The sequence below is a fragment of the Niallia circulans genome (assembly GCF_007273535.1).
In the GTDB taxonomy this organism is placed as follows: domain Bacteria; phylum Bacillota; class Bacilli; order Bacillales; family Cytobacillaceae; genus Niallia; species Niallia circulans_B.
Genome location: NZ_RIBP01000001.1, coordinates 447,780 through 472,530 on the forward strand (window position 1 = coordinate 447,780; position 24,751 = coordinate 472,530).

22 protein-coding genes are annotated in these 24,751 nt (G+C 38.1%); 16 read left to right on the forward strand and 6 right to left on the reverse strand.

Annotated features, from left to right (window positions below):
- Window positions 1-243: 243 nt before the first annotated feature.
- Window positions 244-1,494 carry an ATP-binding protein gene (locus CEQ21_RS03170; protein ID WP_235907149.1) on the forward strand — a complete coding sequence of 417 codons (1,251 nt, stop codon included), beginning with the start codon at window positions 244-246 and terminating at the stop codon, window positions 1,492-1,494.
- A 46-nt stretch (window positions 1,495-1,540) separates the two neighbouring features.
- On the opposite strand, the gene CEQ21_RS03175 is transcribed toward CEQ21_RS03170, so the two are convergent.
- Window positions 1,541-2,986 (reverse strand): DHA2 family efflux MFS transporter permease subunit, encoded by a 1,446-nt coding sequence (locus tag CEQ21_RS03175; RefSeq protein WP_185764068.1) that lies wholly within the window; start codon window positions 2,984-2,986, stop codon window positions 1,541-1,543.
- 272 nt (window positions 2,987-3,258) lie between these two features.
- Between CEQ21_RS03175 and CEQ21_RS03180 the strand changes: the two genes are divergently transcribed.
- The 12 genes from CEQ21_RS03180 to CEQ21_RS03235 all read left to right on the forward strand — a co-directional run bounded on the left by CEQ21_RS03180 (window position 3,259) and on the right by CEQ21_RS03235 (window position 16,404).
- Entirely contained in the window at window positions 3,259-3,864 is a 606-nt protein-coding gene (locus CEQ21_RS03180; RefSeq protein WP_185763210.1) for a TetR/AcrR family transcriptional regulator, read from the forward strand.
- A gap of 152 nt (window positions 3,865-4,016) precedes the next feature.
- On the forward strand, window positions 4,017-5,204 hold the full coding sequence (locus CEQ21_RS03185) for a Ger(x)C family spore germination protein (protein ID WP_185763211.1): 1,188 nt from the start codon (window positions 4,017-4,019) through the stop codon (window positions 5,202-5,204).
- A 541-nt stretch (window positions 5,205-5,745) separates the two neighbouring features.
- Window positions 5,746-6,702, forward strand: a complete 957-nt coding sequence (locus CEQ21_RS03190) for a bile acid:sodium symporter family protein (RefSeq protein ID WP_235907150.1) — start codon at window positions 5,746-5,748, stop codon at window positions 6,700-6,702.
- A gap of 191 nt (window positions 6,703-6,893) precedes the next feature.
- The gene (locus CEQ21_RS03195; protein WP_185763212.1) at window positions 6,894-7,625 is read left to right on the forward strand and encodes an IclR family transcriptional regulator; all 732 of its coding nucleotides are present in this window, start codon (window positions 6,894-6,896) and stop codon (window positions 7,623-7,625) included.
- Window positions 7,626-7,642: 17 nt separating this feature from the next.
- On the forward strand, window positions 7,643-9,028 hold the full coding sequence (locus tag CEQ21_RS03200; RefSeq protein ID WP_185763213.1) for a dihydroorotase: 1,386 nt from the start codon (window positions 7,643-7,645) through the stop codon (window positions 9,026-9,028).
- A complete protein-coding gene (locus CEQ21_RS03205; RefSeq protein WP_185763214.1) occupies window positions 9,018-10,391 on the forward strand; it encodes an MmgE/PrpD family protein in 1,374 nt (457 codons plus the stop codon). The genes CEQ21_RS03200 and CEQ21_RS03205 overlap by 11 nt, the downstream gene beginning before the upstream one ends.
- Complete coding sequence (locus CEQ21_RS03210; RefSeq protein ID WP_185763215.1) at window positions 10,372-11,583, forward strand: Zn-dependent hydrolase; 1,212 nt, start codon at window positions 10,372-10,374, stop codon at window positions 11,581-11,583. The genes CEQ21_RS03205 and CEQ21_RS03210 overlap by 20 nt, the downstream gene beginning before the upstream one ends.
- Window positions 11,576-12,406 carry a substrate-binding periplasmic protein gene (locus CEQ21_RS03215; protein WP_185763216.1) on the forward strand — a complete coding sequence of 277 codons (831 nt, stop codon included), beginning with the start codon at window positions 11,576-11,578 and terminating at the stop codon, window positions 12,404-12,406. Before CEQ21_RS03210 ends, CEQ21_RS03215 begins: the two co-directional genes overlap by 8 nt.
- Before the next feature lie 23 nt (window positions 12,407-12,429).
- A complete protein-coding gene (locus CEQ21_RS03220) occupies window positions 12,430-13,086 on the forward strand; it encodes an amino acid ABC transporter permease (RefSeq protein WP_144456848.1) in 657 nt (218 codons plus the stop codon).
- 23 nt (window positions 13,087-13,109) lie between these two features.
- The gene (locus CEQ21_RS03225; RefSeq protein ID WP_185764070.1) at window positions 13,110-13,871 is read left to right on the forward strand and encodes an amino acid ABC transporter ATP-binding protein; all 762 of its coding nucleotides are present in this window, start codon (window positions 13,110-13,112) and stop codon (window positions 13,869-13,871) included.
- A 64-nt stretch (window positions 13,872-13,935) separates the two neighbouring features.
- Window positions 13,936-15,132: a pyridoxal phosphate-dependent aminotransferase gene (locus tag CEQ21_RS03230; RefSeq protein ID WP_185763217.1), complete on the forward strand. Its 1,197-nt coding sequence runs from the start codon at window positions 13,936-13,938 to the stop codon at window positions 15,130-15,132.
- A 231-nt stretch (window positions 15,133-15,363) separates the two neighbouring features.
- Window positions 15,364-16,404: an NAD(P)-dependent alcohol dehydrogenase gene (locus CEQ21_RS03235; RefSeq protein ID WP_185763218.1), complete on the forward strand. Its 1,041-nt coding sequence runs from the start codon at window positions 15,364-15,366 to the stop codon at window positions 16,402-16,404.
- Window positions 16,405-16,530: 126 nt separating this feature from the next.
- Here the strand turns inward: CEQ21_RS03235 and CEQ21_RS03240 are convergent, their stop codons facing one another.
- The 5 genes from CEQ21_RS03240 to CEQ21_RS03260 all read right to left on the reverse strand — a co-directional run bounded on the left by CEQ21_RS03240 (window position 16,531) and on the right by CEQ21_RS03260 (window position 20,436).
- A complete protein-coding gene (locus CEQ21_RS03240; RefSeq protein ID WP_127739230.1) occupies window positions 16,531-16,857 on the reverse strand; it encodes an AzlD domain-containing protein in 327 nt (108 codons plus the stop codon).
- A complete protein-coding gene (locus tag CEQ21_RS03245; RefSeq protein ID WP_185763219.1) occupies window positions 16,848-17,579 on the reverse strand; it encodes an AzlC family ABC transporter permease in 732 nt (243 codons plus the stop codon). Before CEQ21_RS03245 ends, CEQ21_RS03240 begins: the two co-directional genes overlap by 10 nt.
- 74 nt (window positions 17,580-17,653) lie before the next feature.
- A complete protein-coding gene (locus CEQ21_RS03250) occupies window positions 17,654-18,463 on the reverse strand; it encodes a TrmB family transcriptional regulator (RefSeq protein ID WP_150909241.1) in 810 nt (269 codons plus the stop codon).
- Between the two features lie 546 nt (window positions 18,464-19,009).
- Complete coding sequence (locus CEQ21_RS03255; RefSeq protein WP_185763220.1) at window positions 19,010-19,804, reverse strand: MerR family transcriptional regulator; 795 nt, start codon at window positions 19,802-19,804, stop codon at window positions 19,010-19,012.
- A gap of 47 nt (window positions 19,805-19,851) precedes the next feature.
- Window positions 19,852-20,436, reverse strand: coding sequence for a GNAT family N-acetyltransferase (locus tag CEQ21_RS03260; RefSeq protein WP_185763221.1), 585 nt, complete (start codon window positions 20,434-20,436; stop codon window positions 19,852-19,854).
- 375 nt (window positions 20,437-20,811) lie between these two features.
- Here CEQ21_RS03260 and hutP point away from each other — a divergent pair, with 375 nt between their 5' ends.
- From hutP to hutU, 3 genes are all read left to right on the forward strand, one after another.
- Window positions 20,812-21,240 (forward strand): hut operon transcriptional regulator HutP, encoded by a 429-nt coding sequence (hutP, locus tag CEQ21_RS03265; RefSeq protein WP_185764071.1) that lies wholly within the window; start codon window positions 20,812-20,814, stop codon window positions 21,238-21,240.
- 264 nt (window positions 21,241-21,504) lie between these two features.
- Window positions 21,505-23,028, forward strand: a complete 1,524-nt coding sequence (hutH, locus tag CEQ21_RS03270) for a histidine ammonia-lyase (protein ID WP_185763222.1) — start codon at window positions 21,505-21,507, stop codon at window positions 23,026-23,028.
- A gap of 60 nt (window positions 23,029-23,088) precedes the next feature.
- Window positions 23,089-24,747 carry a urocanate hydratase gene (hutU, locus tag CEQ21_RS03275; protein WP_185763223.1) on the forward strand — a complete coding sequence of 553 codons (1,659 nt, stop codon included), beginning with the start codon at window positions 23,089-23,091 and terminating at the stop codon, window positions 24,745-24,747.
- Window positions 24,748-24,751: the final 4 nt, after the last annotated feature.

The window sequence follows — 24,751 nt, forward strand, 5'->3', positions numbered from 1 at the left end:
GAAAGGTTAGATTTTGTTAATAATGCAAAAATAATCCAGTTGTCATGTGCAACTGGATTAAATAGTTTAGCGAAATAAGGATAAAGTGGGAAAATAACGAAGAAAAGGATTGGATTATGTAGTAAAATACTCTTATACTCTAAAAAATTTTCAACGTAAAAGTAACGTGGCAAGGATGTATAAATGAGAAATAAAAAATTGAAGTCAATTTTTATTATATCTTTTTTTATAGTAGTTATTTTCATGATGGTTAATATATATTCTTCTTATTCTAGTATAAAAAAAACGGCAGAAAACTCTATCGTTAACCAAAATATAGAAACTGCCAAAAAAATAGCGGCTTCATTAGATACAGAAACATATAAAAAGTTTCTTGAAAATCCTGTAAAAAGCAAGGAGTATCACGTCATTCAACGCTATTTAGAAGACGCCAAGGAAAAAAACGGCTCTTTACATGTGTACACACTGCTAGTTAATAACCCTAATGTAACGAGGGCAATGATTGTTGCCTTGCAAGATAGTGAGCAAGAGTTTCCTATTGGCGGAATATGTACGATTCCAAAAGAACAGGTAGTGAAAGCTTACAATGGAAAGACTTTCTCAACTGACATTATCCAAGATCCTATATACGGAGAATATCTGACAGTCGGAGTGCCTATTAAGGATCAAAAAGATGAAATTATCGGCTATCTTGGAATCGATATTAGTCCAGATACAATCAATAATGTGAGTAAAAAGGCATTAAAAAGCAGTATTTCTGCCTTTATCTTTAGTGGTTTGTTTGTAATTCTCATGCTTGTTGCTTTTTTTGTCCTCCAAAAATGGTATACAAGAGAGCTGAAAAAAGAAGTGGGCGATACAGAGGATACCTATCAATTTGAACTGCAATCATTAATATCATCTGTTCAATCATTACGTCATGACTACTCAAATCATATTCAGGTACTGCATGGCTTGCTTAAGCTTGGACTTACAGACAAAGCCAATGATTATATCGCAACACTAACAAAAGAAGTGCATCTAATACAATCAATCAATTTAAATGTCAGCAACCCTGGCTTATCTGTGCTTTTGCAGACGAAAAAGCTTGCGGCTCAAAACCATAATATTGATATTCAATTTGATGTAATAGACAATAAGTATAAGAAAATAGCATCAACAGATTTAATCAAAATATTATCTAATTTAATAGATAATGCAATCGATGCAACGATAGATTTGCCTGAAGAACAACGAAAAATGAGTATTACGTGTAAGGCTGATGACAAAACATATTTATTTGAGATATGTAATACAGGACACCCGATAAATGATAAAGTGAAGGAGCAAATCTTCAAAAGAGGATTCTCAACGAAAAAGGCCCAAAGGGGAAAAATCAGGGGTCAAGGGCTATTTATTGTTAAAGAAGTAGTGAATAGATATGGTGGGGAAATTTCTATTCAGTCACAAAAACAAGAGACAATTGCCCGTGTGGAAATACCAACAAACAAATAGTAGCGAAAAGGACTGATAAGCAATTTTACTTATCAGTCCTTTTGGATTATTTAGCTGCTTCTGGTTCGTTTCTCATAGCTTGCTGTTCTTTCTTTTGTGATGCTGATTGTGTTCCTGGTGATACTTTTTTGATAAAGAAGGACAGAATTAAGCCGACTATAGCAATTCCGATGATTACAACATAAGCATCATTAATTCCCTGTATTGTTGCATCTAACATCATTTGAGCTTGGTTGCCAGCATTTCCGCCAGCAGTCATTGCATCTGTTAAATGCGTTTCCGTACGGGTTGTCATAATCGTTACAAGTAAGGAAGTACCTACAGCACCAGCGACTTGTCTGATTGTATTGGAAATGGCCGTACCATGTGCAGTCAAGCTTGCAGGCAGCTGATTTAAACCGGCTGTTTGAATTGGCATTAACATAAGTGCCATGCCGATACGTCGGAATGTAGACATAAGAACTAGATAGGTATAGCTCGTAGAATCAGTTAGGTCAACAAAACCAATTGTAGTAATAATCATAATAATAATACCGCTAATGGACAGCCATTTTGCACCATAGCGGTCGAAGAGTCTGCCTGTAATAGGCATTAGGAAGCCCATAACTAGTGCTCCAGGCAGTAATAATAGTCCTGATTCTAAAGCTGAATAGCCGCGGGCACTTTGTAAATATAATGGCAGCAGCATCATATCAGCATACATAACCATTGTTACAGCAATGTTGATAACCGTGGTTAAGGAGAACATATTATATTTAAAGGCTTTAAGATCCAGTAATGGACTTTTTGAAGTCAACTGTCTCCAGCTGAAAAGTGCAAGTGCTATAATACCGATTGCAATAGAAGCTAACACCTCAGCACTTGACCAGCCTTCACTGCCAGCTCGGCTAAAGCCATATAATAATGTACCAAAACCAATTGTAGACAGAAGGACACTGAAAATATCCATTTTAGTCGCAACTTGCTCCGACACATTTTTCAAGTAAATAAAGCCAAAAATAATCACTAAAATGGAGAAAGGAATCATGGCATAGAACATTACTTCCCATTTATAGTTTTCAAGAACATAACCAGCTAATGTTGGTCCAATGGCCGGAGCGAAAATGATCGCAAAGCCAACCATTCCCATTGCTCCACCTCTTTTATTTGCAGGGAAAATCGAAAAGATTACGTTTGTTAGAAGCGGCATGATGATACCAGCCCCAGCTGCTTGAATCATACGGCCAGTTAAGAGAACTGGGAAGCTTGTTGCTAAAGCTGATACGATCGTACCTGCCAAGAAAATAAACATAGACGCTTGAAATAGTTGGCGGGTCGAGAAGCGTTGCATAAAATAGGCTGTGATTGGTATAAGAATTCCATTAACTAACATATAGCCAGTTGTGAGCCATTGTGCAGTTGCCGCCGTAATGTCGAAATCGACCATTAATTCTGGAGTTGCAACGCTCATTAATGTTTGGTTTAACGTTGCTAAGAAAGCTCCTAAAATCATAATAAATAAAATAGGCCCTTTTTTAATTGTACTTGTAGAAGTATCTGTATTACTCAATATATAACTTCCTTTCCTTTGCTATAGACTTAATTTACACAGTGTAAGATAATTAACATGGCATAAAGTAGATTATAAACCGTCAGTGCTATTTTGCAATTTACAATTGTGAGTATTGTGTAAACTAATTTACATATTATAAGATAATGTAAATAAGATAGAGGATTTAGTACATTAAAATCATATTTGTTTATTAGGGAGGAAGGGATAAGCCGATGGATGCTTCCAAAAATCAAACAGATCCGAGAATTATTCGTACAAGACATTTAATAAAAGAGGCTTTTGTCGACCTATTAAAGGAAATGGATATAGAGAAAATGTCTGTCAGTAAAATTGCAGCGCGAGCGACTATAAGTCGGGTAACCTTCTATCTGCATTACCGTGACATACCAGATATGTTAGAAAAGATGGCTGACGACATGATAGAGGATATTCAGCAAATTCTTTACTCTCAAGGTGATAAGCAATATTCTAGTAATGCTGATTGGCTGATGTTAACGAGCTTGCTTGAACATTTTGCGGAGCATGCTAGTTTTTATAAAGAGACATTAGGCTCCAGAAAAACACCAATTTTTATGGAGAGATTGTCAAATGAGTTGACGAAAATGATAACAGAGCGTATTAAGGAGAAAGGCGCTGCTAAAATTGGAAATGGAAAGGAAGAAATTCAAACAGATATTGCAATGTGGTACGGTTCCTCAGCACTAATTGGTACAATTGTGGCATGGTTACGTAACGATATGCCTTATTCTCCACATTTTCTTGCAAAGCAGTTTTATCTGCTGGCACATAAACTGGAAATTGATAACCTTCTAAGTTAGGAAAGTTGGTTAAACTATTATTAGTAAATGTATAAAATAGGAATTGGAAACAAAAAATATCAGCAATTCCCTTTAAGGTCTTATTCTTCGGAATGAGCCCTTTTTTTAATAAGGTATTCATTTAGTTAAGGTTTATATAGCGAGGTTTTTTTATGTATGTTATAAAAATTGTAATCATCATAAGTATTGTCTTGCTTCTAAGCGGCTGCTGGGATCGAGAAGAATTGTCAAAAGTATCGATTGTAACAGGGATGGCAGTTGATAAAGGCGAAAAATTTAAATATAAGCTGACTATCGAAACGACGGAAGCTAGAGAAATGACCACTCAAACAGCAACTGGCATGGCGCCATCATTTGTTTATTCATTAGAAGGAAATACTGTTGCAGAGCTGGCCAACAAGTTTAATATTGCCAATGCTACTCGTCTTGTGTACTCACATATGAGATTATTGGCGATAAGTGAAGAAGTCGCTGAGGATAATTTACTTCAATTTATGGATGCTTTAGATCGCAACAGAGAAATACGAGATGATTTCAGTATCGTAGTTGTTAGAGGACGTGATGCTGGTGATTTACTGCAGGTAACGAATATGTACAAAAAAAGCCCATCCTTAAAGTTATTTTCACAACTAAATCATATGCAAAAAGAGTGGGGAGGAGCACCTGACATTAAATTAAATGATTATATTCGTATCTACAATGCGCTTGGACAATCTCCTGTGCTTGCAGCTGCACATATAACAGGTGACCCTAAAAAAGGGGGCAATATTGAAAATATGAAAAGTGAGGACCCTGAAAGTGAAGTGGTTGTTGACTCATTGGCAGTTATAAAGCAAGGTAAACTTGCCGGTTTTGCCTCCTTGTTTGAGGTACGGGATTTGCTTTTTGTACAAGGGAAAATAAAAAATACGGTATTAAGCGTTCAATGTGTTAAGGAAGACAATAAGTTTGGCTACCATGTTACAAAATCAAAAACAAAAATAACTGCCAAAGAAACAAATGGCATTCCAAAATTCCACGTTAACATCAGGACAGAGGGCTATTTAGAAGGTCTAAATTGCAGAAAAGCAATTACGGATGCAAATGCATTCGAAGGAATGGAAAAATCGATTAATAAATTAATGGAAAAACAAATAGAAAAGTTTATAAAGAAAGCTAAAGAAGAGTATGATGCAGATATTTTTGGCTTCGGAGAGCTTCTCCGCGAACAGGATTATAAGAGCTATAAAAAATATGGGATAAATTGGGATGATGGGTTTGAAAAATCAGAAATCCATGTAGATTTTAATTCGGAAATTAAAAGAAGCGGCTTAAGGACGAATCCGTATTTTATGAATTAGTACGAAATTCGGTTTATTTCTTGCATTTACTCATTGAGATAAAAAACAAAGTAGGAAATCTTTATTAAGTAACATTTGTTTGGAGCTCCTAAAGTAGCTTCTATTATAAAAGAGTATAAAGTATATTCATTTCAGACAAAAAGGTTACTGAATGAAAATGAGATAAAGTGCGCTTTTTATGAAAAACATAATTTATGTTCTTATGGAAAGAGGTATTAGTTTCATTTTCAGATAGTCTGTTAAGCTGCCTTTAGGTGGCTTATTTTTTATGTCTGTATTTTTATTTCAGGAGGATAAAAAGTGAGTTTTATACTGCTTTTTTACTATATTAAGAAAGTATAAATAGTCGAAGTAATGCTTTTTTAGCAAATGCTTCAAGTCATCCGAAAATAAGGTTATACAAATACTCTGTTATATTTTCTGACAAAACAATTGCATTTTAAAAGTAACCCTGTATCTTGAAATATTGACGATTCTTAATCGTTTTACAAATAGTGAAGTGATAAAAAATCTATTGTGAGAGATGGGGTTGGTTTTTAAAATGCTCGAAAAATTAAATGTTTTGCTTGGCAAATGGATGCCGATATTAACACCGATAAGTGTGTTATGCGGAGTTTTGGCCTCTGTTTACTTGCAGCCATTAGCCTTTTTAGTCCCTTGGATATTTGGGTTCATGACTTTTGCTGGGAGTCTAAATTCCAGCTTTCAATCATTTAAGCATACTGTTTCCCACCCATTGCCGATTTTATTGGCTTTATTAGTATTGCATATTGTTATCCCATTATGGGCTTGGAGTATTGGGAACCTATTCTTCCATAATGATCCGCTGATTATAACAGGACTTATTCTGGCAGTATCTATTCCAACAGGAATCACAAGTATAATATGGGTAACGATGTACAATGGCAGCAATCCGTTAGCTATTTCCATCATTCTTATTGATACAATTCTTTCTCCACTGATCGTGCCTGCATCCATGTCTCTGCTTGTTGGTGAAACAGTGGCTATGAATGGGTATGACTTAATGCAAGGCCTGTTCATCATGGTGGTAGTTCCGTCTATACTTGGTATGACATTCAATCGCTTTATGAAGCCTGCATCGCTGAAGAAAATGAGCAGTCGTATCACTCCACTTTCAAAGCTAAGCCTGCCAATTGTTATTGCCATTAACAGCTCAGCAATAGCCCCTTATGTGAGAAGCATTGATGTTGAATTTTTGAAGATTACGATCGCGATGCTGTTTATTGCCATTTGCGGTTATTTATTTTCATGGCTTATTGGCTTTATTTACAAGAGGGAAAAATCAGAGATTGTTTCACTCGTATTTACAGGCGGGATGAGAAATATAAGTGCAGGTGCCGTTTTGGCTGTCAGCTTTTTCCCAGCAAAGGTTGCTATGCCTGTTATCGTTTGTATGCTGTTTCAGCAGCTGTTGGCAGCAACTGTTGGTCATGCATTATCTAATTACTACATAAAAAAAGAAAGCATATCACTTTAACAAAAAAAGCCATTCTTTCCTACAAAGGAAGGGTGGTTTTTTTGTATAGAAAATTAAGAAAATTAAAAATACTGTAATATAATCTGACAAGTTCACAGACAAATAAAAATCACTCCATTATAGTGTTAGTAACAAAGATGATAAATGATAATCAATTATCAACTATTGATAATCAAAGAAGAGGGATGTCCGTGAGTGCAGAAAAGACATTAGCAATCTTAGATTTATTCCATTTCGAAAGACGGACATTGACGGTTTCGGAAATAGCAGAAATGCTCAAACAGCCGCAAAGCTCTGTGTACAGACATTTACGTGTCTTAAAGGAGAAGGAATATATCATGGAAACCACAGACGGCCAATACAGGCTGGGCTACAGATTCTTGAAGATGGCTCGTATTGTCCGAAGTGACAATCGGTTAATGCAAGTAGCAAGGCCGGAAATGGAAAGCTTGATGGAGGCAACGAAAGAAACGATTATTTTATCAGTTAGATCGAATTATCATGCTGTTTGCCTTGATGCAATCCAGTCAAATCGTTCGATTAACGTTACGTCAGAACAGGGAGGAATCATGCCGCTCCATTGTGGAGCTTCTTCTAAGGTTTTGCTTGCATGGATGGATTATACTTTCGTAGATTCTTTATTTGAATTGGGTTATATCAAAAAATATCTCCCAAATAGCCTTTATAAAAAAGACGATCTTATCAACAATTTGCAATCAATTAGAGAAGAGGGGTATGCCTTTTCAGATGAAGAAATTGACAAAGGGGTAGTGGCTTATGGAATACCGATTCGTGATTTTAATGAAAAGGTTGTTGCCTCATTAAGTGTTGCAGGGCCGAGAGAAAGAATGCTGTTACAGGACAAGGGATTTTTTATTGACCATTTAAAGAAGACTGGGAAAAAAATCGAACTATATTTATAGAGAAGGGATTGGCTAAAATGAGCAAACAATACGATAAGGTAATCAGAGGACAACTAGTACTTGAAACAGAGGTCGTTCAAGGGGAAATTGGGATACTAAATGGGAAAATAGCAGAAATACATACAGGAAGTCCACAATTATTAGGCACAATGGTAGAGGATTATGGCGATCAATATATATTTCCCGGCATGATTGATGTACATGTACATTGCTACAGCAATACGGAAGAGGGCTTTATTCCAACAAGCAAAGCTGCTGCAGTTGGCGGTGTCACAACATTTATGGATATGCCTTATGATGTGCCAAACCCAATTAGTAATCTAGCTATTTTTGAAGAAAAAGTGGCGAAGCTTGAAAGAGAGGCTGTTGTTGATATCGGTTTATGGGCTACGATTTCCAAACGAAATGGAATTAGTCAAATTCAGCCTTTAGCAGAAGCAGGGGCAATGGCGTTTAAGATGTCAACATTTGAGACAGATGAACATCGCTTCCCAAGAATACCAGACCCAGAAATTATTAAAGCAATGGAAGCTTTAAAAGCAACAGGACTAAGAGCGGCTTTTCACTCTGAGAACGATGATATTATCTATGACATGATAGAGGAATATAAGAGCGAAAATAAAGTTTATCCAGCTGCTCATATGGAAACAAGACCGCCAGTATCAGAAACAAGTGCTGTTTTAAAATTGCTTGAGTTTGCATATTGGACTGGTGCAAAGCTTCATATCGTGCACGTATCACATCCTAGAACGTTTGAGCTAATCAATATTTATAAAGGCTTCGGAGTAGAAGTTACCTCTGAAACTTGCTACCCTTATTTGCTTCTTAATGTCGAGGACCTTGAAAAACACGGTCCTAAGGCGAAAAACAATCCGCCATTGCGTAAACCAGAGGAACAGCAAGGATTATGGCAACATCTGCATGCGGGAAATATTGAGATGATTTCTTCCGATCATGCACCATGGCCGAAAGAAACAAAAGATAAAGGAAATGAAAATATCTTTTTAGCCACTTCTGGAATGCCGGGCGTGGAAGTAATGGTTCCGTTAATGTTTAATAGCACTGTTGCGAAGGGCAAGCTGACACCTGTTGAATTTGCGCAAATGATGTCCACACAGCCAGCTGACGTATTCCAAATTCCTAATAAAGGAAGAATAAAGCATGGGTTTGATGCTGACTTTACCATTATAGATTCAAAACAAACCTTCACTATTAATCAAGAACAATTTCAATCAACAGCTAAATTAAGCCCGTTCCACGGCCAACATGGTAAAGGGAAAATTGTGCAGACAATCGTAAGAGGAAATACGGTTTACGATGGTCAGCAAGTAGTAGCTGAACCAGGGTATGGCACATTCATTCCAGGATCCGCACGTAAGGAGGTCAGTGAAGTTGTCCTTTAAGAGCTTAATAGATTCCTTGGAGATTATTTTAAGTAAACAATGGGAGGATCTAACGGAAAGTACGATAGAACGAACTAAATGGATCATACTTGATACAGCATTGGCAGCTTGGGATGGGATGAGAAACGAAGAGCTGGCAGCTTACCTGGCAGATGCGGCAAGTGAAGAGAAGAATATGTTTCATCCGATACCTATAATCGGAACAGGTTTTTATGCCTCAGGAGCAGACAGCTTAATGCTTCACGGTACTGCAGTTGTATCCAATGAATTAGATGAAGGTAATCAATTTGCAAAAGGGCATCCAGCAGCACATATTTTTCCATCCGCTTATCTAGCAGCGATTGAGAATAATTCTTCTGGTCAAGAGCTTATAAGAGCGTTTGTATTAGCCTATGAGATTTCTGCCCGCTTTGCTTATGCCTGTAACATGAATGATGATATGCACCCACATGGAACTTGGGGGACGATTGGCGGAGCGCTAGCTGCTGGCATTTTAAAAAGAAAAAGCACAGAAGAGCTGATAAATATTGTCCTTCTTGCCGCTTCGCTTCCTTTAGCAACAAGCTGGGAAGCGGCCGTTACTGGCCAAACAGCAAGAAATCTTTATACTGGCATATCTTCACAAATTGCTTACCATGTGCCAAGTCTCCAGCAATACGGGTTTGAAAGCAGTCTTCATGTTGTGGAGCATATCTGGGGGACTTTAATATCAGCTAAAGTTAATGCTGATGTATTTACAAAAGAATTATGGGCGCCTCCGTTAGTTGAGAAGAGTTTCTTCAAATACTATCCGACGTGCCGATTCACTCATTCTTCTATAGATGCTTTATTTAAACTAACAAAAGGAAATGAGATCGATGTCACAACAATTAAAAGTATAAAAGTAGAAACCTATCAGCTTGCTGCCCGGCTTGTTACTGATAAACCAGAGAATAAATTATCGGCGAAATTTGCAATTCCCTTTTTATTGGCGAATATTCTCCTTGAAAAAAACTTATATAGCTGTTTTGGAAACGATGCTTTGAAGGATAAGCATGTATTGGCTTTAGCCAGCAAGATTACAGTGGAAGAAAATGAAGAAATGACAAAGGCACTGCCAGAGGAAAGGGCTGCTAGAATAACGATTACTTTAAAGGACGGTACGATATTACAGGCTGAAGTTAAGGATGCTTCTGGAAGCTATAAGGAGCCATTATCAATCCCAATACTGACTGATAAATATGAAAATATGCTTGGGAATAAAGAGCTTGTTGCCAAGCTGATTGCAGAGACAAACCGATTAGAGGAAGTAGAGGATATAACAAAATGGGTGACTCATTTCCATGGCAAGGGAGACTTTGTTTATGAAACAGTTAGCTATTAATATTGAAAGAGTTAAGCAGCATTTTAGTGAGCTTGCCTTAGTAAATAGTGGGACAAAAGGATATACACGTACTGCTTTCTCAGATGAGGAAATGCAGGCGAAAATCTGGTTAATGGAAAAGCTTAAAAAGCTCGGTATTTCCTTCTATATGGATGGTGCCAAAAATGTGATTGCAAGGTACGGACCTCAGGACAAACCTAGTATTGCAATTGGATCCCATCTTGATACTGTCGTTGAAGGAGGTTTGTTTGACGGGGCGCTTGGGGTAATTGGCGGCTTGGAGGTTCTTGAAGTACTCGCTGAAAATAAAGTCGAGCCTTCTGTACCAATTGAGCTTATCTGTTTCACCGGTGAAGAAGCAAACCCACTCGGCGGAACGTTTGGAAGCAGGGTAATGGCAGGCCAGGTGCAAAGAGATGATAGCTATGACTTACTGCTTCGTAAAGCAGATATTGACTGCGAGCTTTTGTTAGATGCAGCTCGCCCAAAAGAGGCGTTTTTAAACTATATAGAGCTGCATATTGAGCAGGGAGAAGTACTGGAGTCCAATCAAAAATCGATTGGAATTGTTACCTCTATTGCGGGAATGATTCGGTTTGAAGTGAAAATAGCAGGAAGGGCAAGCCATTCAGGCACAACACCAATGCATATGAGAAGTGATGCTCTCGTGCATGCTGCCAGCCTTATAACAGAAGTAAACAGCATTGCTAAAAGAAAAGGAGACAATATTGTTGCAACAGTGGGCGAAATTAGTATATTTCCTAATATGGCCAATGTAGTTCCAGGAGAAGCAAGGCTGTTACTTGAGGTTCGCGGCAGTATGCTCGAAAAGATGCGTGAAGTTAAAGCAGAAATAGTAGAGTGGATTAGCAATAATATCCCAAATAAAGACATTCGTCTCCTTGTAGAGAAATATCCAAGAGAAATGGATGAAGGTATACAAATGGAAATAGAAGAGGCATCTAAAAAACTAGGATACTCTTATCGTTATATGTTAAGTGGCGCAAATCACGATGCTAATGCAATGAGTACATTAACAGATGCTGGTATGATTTTTGTACCGAGCCGTTACGGAATCAGTCATCATCCAGACGAATGTACGAGTTGGGATGACATAGAAAAAGGGATAAACACATTACTCGTGACTACTTGTCAATTGGCAGAAAAAAAACAGGGGGTTCATAATGTTTAAATTCAGAAATATCAAAATAATAACACTGGCAACAGTCATAAGTGCGTCAGCAATATTAGCTGCCTGTGGAAATGAAACTTCAGGAAGTGCTGAAAATGCATTAGATGAAGTGAAAAACCGCGGCGAGCTTATCATCGGAACAACAGGAGATTATCGTCCATTCAGCTATTTGGATGAAGGCAATGAATTAACAGGCTATGACGTTGACTGGGCTAAGGCAATCGCTGACAAAATGGGCGTAGAAGCAAAATTCGAGACAGGTGAATTTTCTGGTTTAATTCCAGGATTATCGCAAGGAAGATTTGATGTTGTTATGTCCAGTGTCCATATTAACGATGAACGAAAAAAATCGGTTGATTTCTCTGATGCCTATGCAATGGATGGAGCAGTCGCAATTATTAAAAAGGGCGAGAAGGCTCTTGATGGTCCTGAAGATATCAGTGGATTAACAGTAGGCGTTAACTCTGGATCGAACTGGGAAGAGCTTGTCCAAAGCATTGGGGGATATAAAGAGATGAAAACATATCCTGGGCCAACGGAAAGTATTTCTGACCTTTTAAATGACCGTATTGATGTAGTCGTTATGGGAGAGGCAGCAGCAGGATCTTATATTTTAAACTCTCCAGACGGCGATAAAATCGAAATATCAGGAGAGCCTCTTAACCAAGGTGAATCAAGTATTATTTCTATTGCTATCAAAAAGGATAGCCCAGAATTAACAGAGGCCTTGAATGAAGCAATTCAAGAAGTGAAGGAGGACGGCACATACGACGAACTTGCACAAAAATACTTTGGCATGACATTCAGTGATTCAGACAACTAAAAGTATAGAAGGGAAGATTCCTAATGGATACTAGCATTATCACAAATGGTCTTCCCCTGCTCCTGCAGGGGGCTGGCATTACGTTACTAATTACAGTTGTTTCACTTATACTTGGCACAATTGTCGGCTACTTTTTTTGCTTGATGAGAATGTCACATAATAAGATTATTTCAGGGATTGCGTTTATTTATATTTGGATTTTCAGGGGAATTCCTTTATTAATTCTGTTGTTCCTCCTATATTATGCTACACCATTTGGTATAAGGCTAACAGCTATTCAAGCAGCGCTTATTGCACTTACTTTAAATTCAGCTGCCTACAATGCAGAATACATCCGGTCAGGGATGCTGGCAGTGAAGAAAGGTCAAATAGAAGCAGCAGAGGCTATCGGTCTTACACCATTTCAAGTAATGATGCGGATAAGAATTCCACAGGTGATTCGAATTATTATCCCTCCATATATAAGTAATGCGACAAGCTTTTTGAAGCAAACTGCTCAAGTGTCGGTTATTACTGTACCAGACCTTATGATGAATGCGAAAAACCTTTATGCAAGCACTTATTCACCAATGGAAACACTTGGTGCAGCAGCGGTTCTATACTTAATCATGACGTCCTTATTAATGATTCTACAATCTTGGTCAGAGAAGAAGCTAAAAATATCACAAAATAATAGTTGATAGAGGGTGAGACTACAATGAAGATTTTAGAAATTAAGGACTTAAAGAAATCTTTCCAAGACAATACCGTACTGAACAATATTGATTTGACGATCCATAAAGGAGAGGTTGTCTCCATCATTGGACCAAGTGGATCTGGTAAAAGCACGCTGTTGCGCTGTATTAACTTTTTAGAGGTGCCAGACAGCGGCGAGTTATTTCTGCATAATCAGAAAGTCTCCTATCAATCTAATAAAGTGGGGAAGCTGTCTTTATCATCAAGGAAAAAGCTAAGTAATTACCGTTCAAATGTCGGGATGGTTTTTCAGCATTTTAATTTGTGGACACATAAATCAGTCCTTGAAAATATTATTGAAGGTCCTATTAAAGTACAAAAGGTAAAAAGGAGTACAGCCATAGAGGAAGCGAAGCTGCTATTACAAAAGGTAGGGTTGCTTGATAAAATCAATCACCATCCAAGTGAATTATCTGGAGGACAGCAGCAGCGTATCGCAATAGCACGAGCACTTGCCATGAAGCCAAGTGTCATGTTATTTGATGAAGCAACATCAGCCCTTGATCCTGAGCTAGTTGGCGAAGTTCTTAAAATCATGCAAGAGCTTGCCGAAGGCGGTATGACGATGATTGTCGTAACACATGAAATGAAATTCGCTGAAAGAGTATCCGATCGGGTCATCTTCATGGATAAAGGCAGAATTGTTAAAGACGGGAAACCGGAAGAGGTATTTTACAGCAAGGATCAGCCAAGATTAGTATCGTTTTTAGAAAATATTTATGCAGTATAGTCCAGATTAATAGTCTGGGGTTTTACGATTTAAAAATAAAAATAGACAAAAGGGAGTGAACGTATTGGTAAGAAGCTCTGAACGCATCTCATCTATTCCATTTTCAAGCATTAGGGAAATTTTTGAGGAAGCAAATAAAATGGAGAAAAGCGGGATTGAAATAACTCATATGGAAATTGGCCGGCCTGATTTTGATACGCCGCAGCATATTAAAGACGCAGCTATTGCAGCTCTCCAGCAAGGTCATGTTCACTATACGTCTAACAGCGGTACAATTGAATTCAGGGAGGCAATCGCCGAAAAGCTGAAGCGTGATAACGGCATAATTGTTAATCCAGCAGATGAAATCGTTGTGACTGTTGGCTGTAAGGAGGCTATCTTCAACCTGATATTTGCATTTGTGAATCCTGGAGACGAAGTGATTATACCAGACCCTTCTTGGCTTGAGTATCAATATATCGTGAAGTTAGCAGGGGGAATACCTGTGGCAGTTCCTTTATTGGAAGAAAATAATTTTATTCTAGATCCTAATGACGTTGAAAAGAAAATCACAAACAAGACGAGGCTGCTGCTTATTAACTCTCCTCATAATCCAACAGGAGCAGTTCTTCCGAAGGAAACAGTATCAGAGCTAGCAAAGCTTGCTGTTAAGCATGATTTATTAGTTGTATCAGATGAAATCTATGAGAAAATTATTTACGATCAAGAAAAACATATCAGTATTGCCACTTTGCCCGGTATGTTTGAAAGAACAGTAACTGTCAATGGTTTTGCAAAAGCCTATGCAATGGACGGGTGGCGCCTTGGATATGCGGCAGGACCTGCTGAATTAGTGAAGCCCATCTTGAAAGTTCACCAATATAATACGTCAAGTGCAACTTCATTTGCACAATTTGGCGGTGCAGAAGCATATCGAGGCTCTCAATCCTTCGTTGAGGAGATGGTAGAATCCTTTGATAAGAGAAGAAGATTTCTTGTGCACAGCTTAAATCAAATGCCTGGTGTAACATGTGTTGAGCCAAAAGGTGCATTTTATGTATTTCCTTCCTTTAAAGAAACGGGTATATTTTCCAATGAGCTCGCAGGTATTCTGTTAAGAGAAGCATTAATAGCTTGTGTTCCCGGTTCTGCTTTCGGTGAATATGGGGAAGGGTATATAAGGATGGCATATTCAACAAGCTTGGAAGAGATTGAAGCAGCGATGACAAGAATGTATCCAGTCATGCAAAATTTAATGCAAAGAAGCACGTTAAGTAAATAATGGAGATTCAGCTGCCGTTGGGTGGCTTTTTCACTTTTGTAAGGCAATCTAACGTATAAATATTTATTTATAATGAAGTAAGCAGAGAGAAAAAACAATAAATATTTCCTATTTATTGTTGCAGTATACCTTATTGCTTGACTTAGAGTTAACTATAAGGCGTATGCTAGATTTGTAAGAGAGTAGGAATCTATCTCTTAAAAAATTATTTTCTATTGGAGGTTCAAACAAATGACAACAGCTAAAGCGAGAGCAGTAGATGGTCCAGATAAGTCGTTCCGCGCTGCAGAAATTAAAAGACGTGACCTAGATTTAACAGATATTCTAATTGAAATCAAGTTTGCGGGAATATGTCACTCTGACATCCATACTGCTCACGGTGAGTGGGGTCCAGTGAACTATCCACTAGTACCAGGACATGAGATTGCCGGAATTGTTACAGAGGTTGGACCTGAGGTAACAAAGTATAAAGTTGGTGACAGAGTTGGAGTCGGCTGTATGGTTGATTCATGCGGAGAATGTGAGAACTGCGTTAGAGGCGAAGAGCAATACTGCCTTAAAGGAAACATTCCTACATACGCTGGCGTGGACAAGTATGGTGAGCCAACACAAGGTGGCTATTCTACACATATCGTCGTGACAGAAGATTTCGTTGTGAAAATTCCTGATAACATTGAGCTTGACGCTGCAGCACCATTACTATGTGCAGGTATTACAACATACTCACCATTAAATCGTTGGGGAGCAGGTCCAGGTAAAAAGGTTGCAGTTGTTGGTCTGGGCGGATTAGGTCATATGGCTGTTAAAATTGCACATGCTATGGGAGCGGACGTAACAGTTCTATCCCAAACATTAAGCAAAAAAGAAGATGGTCTACAATTCGGTGCTAACAATTATTATGCTACAAGTGACCCAGCAACATTTGAAAAGCTGGCAGGCTCCTTCGATCTTATTATTAACACAGTAAGTGCGACTATAAACCTTGATGCATATATTTCCCTGCTGTCACTTGACGGAACATTGGTAAATGTCGGTGCACCTGGTGAGCCGTTATCGCTTAACGTAATGTCATTAATCGGACATCGTCGTTCCTTCGCAGGTTCAATGATCGGCGGCATTCGTGAAACACAAGAAATGCTAGACTTCTGTGCAGAGCATAATATAGCTCCAAATATCGAAATCATCTCAGCAGATGAAATTGACGAAGCATATAAGCGAGTACTTGCTTCGGATGTTAAATATCGTTTTGTTATTGATACGAGTACAATGTAAGCCTTGTTAATTAACTATGAAGCTATTAAGGATGCCTTAGAATAAAGGCATCCTTTTCTTTACGAAAGATTATTTTCTAATGTTCAATATTTGTGTATTCCTACTATATTTCTAGGGAAAATCTTATTAGGAAAATAACCATCGTACTAGTACAAATGCTGTAACTCCTGAAATAACTGTCCATAATAAGCTTCGAGTACTTATCGCAAAAATGATGGTGACAATTGCTGCCAACAGTTCTTTGTTAAGCAATAAATTTACTTCGTTATTCTTAATAAATAACTCTTGACCAACAATGGCAGCTAATATTGCAATCGGCACAAAATGCAGCCATTTTTGTACACCTTCAGACAGTTTCATTCTACTGAGTACCATAATTGGCATCACTCTTGGTATAAACGTAACTACAGCTCCGCCAATTATAATAAGAAGAACATTCCAACTTACTTCCATTTAGCCATCACCAACCCTATTGAAGCTGCTAAAATAGTTGCAATCAGAATACTAAAGCTACTATAGAACCATAACGAACTAATTAATAAAAGCAGCACTGCAAGTATGCTGACAACCAAGTCACTTAACAATGTTTTTCGTTCCGCAATGGTTATAACTAATAAGCCGATAAATATTGCAGGTAATGCAAACTCTAAACCAAGTGCATCTGTGTTTGTTATCCACTGTGCAAAGTAAGCCCCAGATAAGTTGGCAATAAACCAATTGATATAGGCAGTTATATTCAGGCCATGCATCCATTTTTCACTTAAATTATTCTTCTGAACACTCTTTTGAAGGGCAACACCAAACGTTTCATCCGTTAATATTGCACCGATTAACATGTTACGAAAGGGGGAGACATGCTGAAAAAAAGGTGATAAGGCAGCACTTAACAGCAAATGTCGCAAATTAACAAAGAAAATGGTGGTTATGACAGCAATTGGCGGATTGATTAGATACATACTAGCAACGATAAACTGGGCGGAGCCAGAATATACAAATAATGTTAATAATGAAATTTCTGCTAGACTAAGCCCTGCCGTTTTTTGAACAAGACCACATGCAAACCCAATGCTTAAGTATGCGATAAGTGTTGGTATACAAGCTCGTACTCCTTGAAAAAAAGAATCATCTGGTTCACTTCTCGGTGAGACATGAGAATAACTAGTATTAAGTGACATAATAAGCTCCTTTCTAAATAGGTGTTGTTATACTAACTACTATAAAGCATGGAGAATAAAACGGTTCAAAATAATTATTTGAACCGCTTTCCTGTAACTACCCTTAATAATTCTTTATTTTCACGCCAAAGAGCTTCTACTCTTTGCTCCCCAATTTCATTTGTTAATGCCGCAAATATAATATCATGGCCAATATATTCTAGTGCAACTAAAACAAGGGCTGGATCTTGTGTTTTAATGGCCCAACCTTGAGTAGCTGGGGAAAAATTCGCAATAATAACCTCTTCATTATCACGGGCTACAATTGTCAGTCTGCCATTTGTTCGCTCTTCTGCTACTTTAGGAGACATGTAATCATGATGTGTAGTATATCCAAGCGTAGTATCGGGAGCTCCAAATAAAATGGAGGTAACAGAGAGTCCGTCCTTTTCTTTACGTAACACTGTATCCTCTATAGAAGGAATTTGTGGAGCCCAAACGGATAACCAAATTTCATCCTGAGCATGTATGATTAAGCTATTCATTTCCGCAAGGACATTTTCATCACCGCTAATACGATGAATGGTGTCTACCTCTTGTTCGCTTTCGAGTATGGATAAGTTTTTTTCTAAAAAGTCAAATGAATGTTCAAAATTTAATCGCAAGCGAGATATTAAATCTTTTGCTGGCAGTGGAGCATAATTTACAGGGTCAGATGGAACTATATAGACCGCACCTTTATCAAGAAGCTTTCCAAGTACTTCGTAAATCATGGAACGAGGTACACTGGAACGCTTACTTATCTCATAACCTGTCATGGGGGAATGCTTTAGTAAACTGACATATGCTTTACATTCATATTGTGAAAATCCGAGCTTTTGCAATTCCTTGAAAATATCGTCCATCTTAGCACTCCTTCTGATTTAAATTGATTAGTAGTTAGTATAATACTTACTCCATGCTTTTATAGTAGTTAGTTTAATACTTCCTAATTTTAATTTCAAGAATTTTTTTACTTTTTGATAAAGGGGAGGCTAGGGTTGTTAGAAAATAAACGGGGATAGTCAAATAAACATTGGCTTCTTTATTTTTTAAATTTCAACTAAACAACAATAAAGAGCCCAAATGATAAGCAAAATTTATAAGTTTGCTTATCATTTGGGCTTATATAGAAAGAAATAGTTATGGTCAGGTCTTTGCTTAGAAGTTTAAACTATCTGTACTCAAAAAAAGCATACGTCCTCGCTGCAGGAAGAGACTACTCGGGGATTACGAGACAGGCAAGAACATTAGAGGAGGAGAGTGCCAAAGCGGTTTATTGCTTGCCCTATGGAAAGGAAATTCTGGTATCCCTATGCTTTTAAAGAATTTTAAAAGAACGATTAACAACCGTGCTTTAAAAATTACTTTGGAAGCTAGCCTAAAACCACGTTCGAGCATTAGTGGTTTTTTTAAGTTGTTTCCTTAATCTTCACTTCAATCCTTGTCACATATTCATCCACTATATGGGTTTCATGAAAATCAACGATATACGTTTCGAAAAGCTCGCCGTCCATCTCTAATTTATTATCGTTTATGTACTCCTTCAGCTTTACAATATATTGCTCGGTTTTTTTGTAGCTGCCTTTATAACAAATCGCAGCATATTTTCCTTTAGGCAAAATCGTTGTATGGGAATCAGAAGCATTTTCAATAAAATAAAAAACGCGGTGACTGATAGAATTGCCCTCAGTATTGTACAAAAAACTTCCTATCATATGCTGTTCTAAATGAGGCAGGTTGTTTTCATATTTTTTGTAGAGCTCTTTTAACGAAAGGTCAACATGCTCACTGTCAATATCATTGTCAATACTTGCAATTACATACCTGTCTGGGCAATCAATTAGCTCACACTTACCCTCTGCACATGTCACAGTTTGTGTAAATACATCAATTCTTTCCTCGACAATATGCTGCATTTCCTGCAAAGCAGCTAACTCTTGCTCAATAAAGAGTTGCTGCTTTTTCAACAGGTTTAACGTCTTCTCAACAGTGCGTTTTTCCAAATAATCTTTTATCTCCTCTAAAGGAATATTAAACTTTCTTAAATCACGGATGATATTTAATTGCTGTAAATTTTCATCTGTATAAATTCGATAATTATTTTCGCCTCTGCGAGGGACGACTAACTTAATCTCCTCGTAATAGCGTAAAGTATGTGCGCTTATATCATAAAGATTAGCAATTTCGTTAATTTTCCAGTTCATATTTCTGCTCCATTTATTTGTATTAATCTTAAATAACTCGTGCGAAATTAATTTGCCAGACGGGTATCCATTAAAGTTTTATTAAGATGTTCATAACGGTGTCCGCTTAAAATTATTTCGCCTACTTTTTTATAACCTATACTTGAATATAGCTTTTTTGCTTTAGGATTACCAATATCTACGTTAAGACCGATCGTACTGTAACCCGCATTAACTGCTATTTGGTCCATTTCTTTCAGCAAAATCGAACCAATCCCTAATCCTCTGTACTTTTTATGAACGACGATAGAATCTAAATACCACTCTTTTGGAAATGCTTCCTTATCAACAAACAAGGTCTCGGTTTCTGCAAAGCCGTATTTTATTAATACCTTTTGAAACGGTTCATCAATAACAGCCTCATCAATTGCCGGGTACCCAAAGCTGACTCCCGCTATTTCACCATTCTGTTCATATACTATTCCTCTGTTCATACCGTATCGATAAGTTGGGTCTGCCATCGCTTCTTCCACCATTTCTAAAACCTTGTTTTTCGAGATTTTGTTAAGCAGTGACAGCTCCATATCCTCGAATATGACCCATAATAATGCTGCTATTTCTGCTGTGTCTTTTTGTGAAATACTTCTAATCATTAGTATCCAACTTTCTGTTAATTAATTGGTATAAGTATAAACCCTCTAGTCATTCTAAGGTCAATCACTAAATTGTAACTTGAGGTATGTTTAGATTTCGGAAAATTTAGACATTTTATATTGACACTGATATCAATATAATAGAAAATATAGAGATAGATATTAAAGTGCTTCCAAAGAAAATCAGTTTTCTAGAACTTTAGGTACGGAGGATTAAGTAAAGTTAGTTACATATAGGAATATCCAATTAGTGTTTAGTTTTTTAAGGGTAGGCTTGGCAAGAAGATTATTTTTATTCTTCTTTTGCGAAGTTTTTTTGCTGTATTAGAAATTTTTTACCTGCAGGAAGGGGATGGCTCTGTGAAAAACTATTCGATGGGCAAATTAACGTCATTGTTAACACTTTTACATAACAATAGCGGCGAACAGGAAATTAAAGATGAATTAACAAAAAGAGGGTATTGTTATACTGTTGGAAAAGTTGGCGCAATGGATTTATTTAAAGTAATTGCTGCCATTGAAACAACAGCTAAATCGAATAATATTATTGATGGAGACGCATATAGAGAGGTACATGCCCTTTATCACACCATATTAGAAGCACTGCAAGGTGTTGGAAGAGGCAATGTACAATTCGGGGAAATATTACGAACAGTTGGCTTGACGTTCGGAATTGTTAGAGGAGAAATTGAAAAGTACGGCTATAATGGGGAATGGATTTGTGTATGTATTTTCGGGACAATCGGAGCACCGAAAAAAGGATTCGAGCATGATGCATTAGGACTTGGATTTAATCATATATAGTCTTTACTGCATGGTGACTGAAATGTTACAAAAAAAGCGAGGGAAATTGGTTAAATAATGTTTGCGAAATATTCAGACTAAATGTATAATGACTGTAGTTAGCAATTAGACATTTAGGAATTTTAGCGAATGACCATTTGAAATAATTGATTTAATATTAATATTTAGAGCCCATAGTTCTTAGTATATAGGGGGCTGCATGAAGAAGTTTATTTCTTTATGCAGCCCCCTTTTTTATTTGAAAAAAAAAGGGAGGCGGACAACATGAATGTATTTCTTGATGGGAACACATTGACATTTACAGAAATCAAGCTTGTATTAAACAAAAAAGCGACAGTTAAAATTCATGAGGATGCATGGGTGAACGTAAAAAAAAGCAGGGCTGTTGTGGAAAAACTTATTGAGGATAAGAATGTAATTTATGGAGTTAATACAGGCTTTGGCAAGTTTAGTGACACGATAATTTCCACTGATGATTTAGAGCATCTACAAATTAATTTAATCAGAAGCCATGCCTGTGCTGTCGGCAAGCCTTTTTCTGAGGAAGTTAGCAGAGTGATGCTGCTGCTAAGGGCAAATGCACTGGCAAAGGGCTTTTCGGGAATTGAGCCAGAAACGCTTCAATTGCTTGTTGATTGCCTGAATCATGGAATTCACCCTGTTATTCCAAGTCAAGGGTCACTTGGTGCAAGCGGTGACTTGGCGCCGTTAGCACATTTGGCACTTGTGCTAGTTGGCGAAGGAGAAGCAATTTATCAGGGGGAAAAGCTAGAAGCGAAAGAAGCGTTAAGGCGTGCAGGGTTAAAACCAATTAGCTTAAAGGCGAAGGAAGGTCTTGCATTAATTAATGGTACACAAGCGTTAACTTCAGTCGGGGTTTTAGCTTATTTAGAGGCAGAAAAACTGTTCAACATGGCAAATAGAGTAGCTGCGTTAACGTTAGAAGGATTAAGAGGAATTGTCGATGCCTTCTCGCCTGAATCCCATTTAGTTAGACCATATCCAGAACAGCAGGAAGTGGCAGAACGCATCCTTTCTTATGTTGCAGGCAGCAGGCTGACAACAAAACAGGGAGAGCTGCGGGTGCAGGATGCTTATTCGCTTCGCTGTATTCCACAAGTGCATGGGGCGATTTCTCAAACATTAAATTATGTGAAAGAAAAGCTAATCATAGAAATAAATTCGGCGACAGATAATCCATTGATTTTTGCTGATAGCGGTAAAGTTATATCGGGCGGAAATTTCCACGGACAGCCAATCGCCTTTGCAATGGATTTCTTAAGTATTGGTGTTGCAGAAATTGCCAGTATATCTGAAAGACGAATTGAGCGCCTTGTTAATCCACAGTTAAATGATTTACCAGCATTTCTAAGCACAAATCCTGGCCTTGAATCAGGACTTATGATTACCCAATATGTAGCTGCTTCCTTAGTTTCAGAAAACAAAACATTGGCACATCCATCAAGTGTTGATTCCATTCCGTCTTCAGCAAATCAAGAGGATCATGTAAGCATGGGGACAACAGCAGCACGCCATGCCTATGAAATTGTGCAAAATGCCAGAAAAGTAGTTGCGATTGAAGCAATATGCGCAGCACAGGCGGCAGATATAAGAGGGTGTGAGAAACTTGCGCCACAGTCAAAATTGCTTCATGAAAAAATTCGTGCAATCGTTCCTGTCATCATAAGTGATCGTGTTTTTGCTACAGATATTGAAAATTTAGATCAAGCCTTAAAGCAGGAAGACTGGTCTTTTGATACAGGTGTAATAACGCAAGGTAAAGATTAAATCTCATATTCTCTAAATTTACCAATAAATATAATGTTAAAGAATATAGGAGGTAGAAGCATGGAAGGGAAAAACAAAATAATTCGCGCCCCTCGAGGAACTACATTAAATACAAAAGGCTGGGAACAGGAAGCGGTATTAAGAATGTTAATGAACAACTTAGATCCGGCAGTTGCGGAGCATCCTGAAAATCTGGTTGTTTACGGTGGCATCGGGAAGGCTGCCCGAAACTGGACTGCATTCGAGAATATTGTTGCATCCTTAAAATCGCTAGAGGACAACGAAACCTTGTTAGTACAATCAGGCAAACCAGTCGCCATCTTCAAAACGCATGAAGCTGCACCACGTGTCTTGTTAGCCAATTCTAATATTGTGCCAGCGTGGGCGAATTGGGAAACCTTTCACGAACTTGATAAAAAGGGCTTAATGATGTATGGACAAATGACAGCTGGAAGCTGGATTTATATTGGCACACAAGGAATCGTTCAAGGAACATATGAAACATTTGCTGAATGTGCTAACCAGCATTTTAATGGAACATTAAAGGGGACAGTTACTGTAACAGCAGGGCTTGGCGGAATGGGTGGAGCCCAGCCTTTAGCTGTCACGATGGCAGGCGGTGTATTAATTGGCATCGATGTTGACAGGAGCCGCATTGAAAAGCGGATAAAAACACGCTATTGTGATGCTCTTGTAGAAACATTGGATGAAGCAATCGCTAAAGCGGAAGAAGCAAAAAAAGCAGGAAAACCGCTATCCATTGGGGTAGTCGGCAATGCTGCTGAAGTGCTTCCAGCCATGATTAAACGCAGATTTATTCCAGATATCGTAACAGATCAAACGTCTGCCCATGATCCGCTTCATGGCTATTTACCAATTGGGTTTTCTTTAGAGGATGGGGAAAAGTTACGCAAAGAAAACGGAGCTGAATATATAAAAAAATCAAAGGCTAGCATGGCCGTTCATGTTCAAGCAATGCTGGAGATGCAGCAAAAAGGTGCCATCGTTTTTGATTATGGCAATAATATCAGGCAGGTTGCTTTTGATGAAGGCGTGGAAAATGCCTTTGCTTTCCCAGGCTTTGTACCTGCCTTTATTCGCCCCCAGTTTTGTGAAGGAAAGGGACCGTTCCGCTGGGTAGCTTTATCTGGTGATCCAGAAGATATTTATAAAACAGATGAAGTTATCTTAAGAGAGTTTTCTAATAATGAGCACTTATGCAATTGGATTAGGATGGCAAGAGAAAAGATTGAATTCCAAGGACTACCTGCACGGATTTGCTGGTTAGGCTACGGGGAGCGTGCCAAATTTGGAAAAATCATTAATGATATGGTTGCAAGCGGTGAGCTGTCTGCACCAATCGTGATTGGAAGAGATCATTTAGATGCAGGTTCTGTTGCCTCGCCAAATCGTGAAACGGAAGCAATGAAGGATGGCAGTGATGCAGTTGCAGACTGGCCAATCTTAAATGCGTTACTTAATACTGCTGCAGGTGCAAGCTGGGTATCTGTACACCATGGCGGGGGAGTAGGGATGGGTTATTCTCTTCATGCTGGAATGGTTGTAGTCGCAGATGGCACAGATTTAGCAGGGCAGCGGCTTGAAAGAGTACTTACAACAGATCCAGGAATGGGTGTTGTCCGCCATGTAGATGCAGGCTATGAATTAGCAATTGATACAGCGCAGGATAAAGGAATCAATATCCCAAATCTAAAGTAAAAGG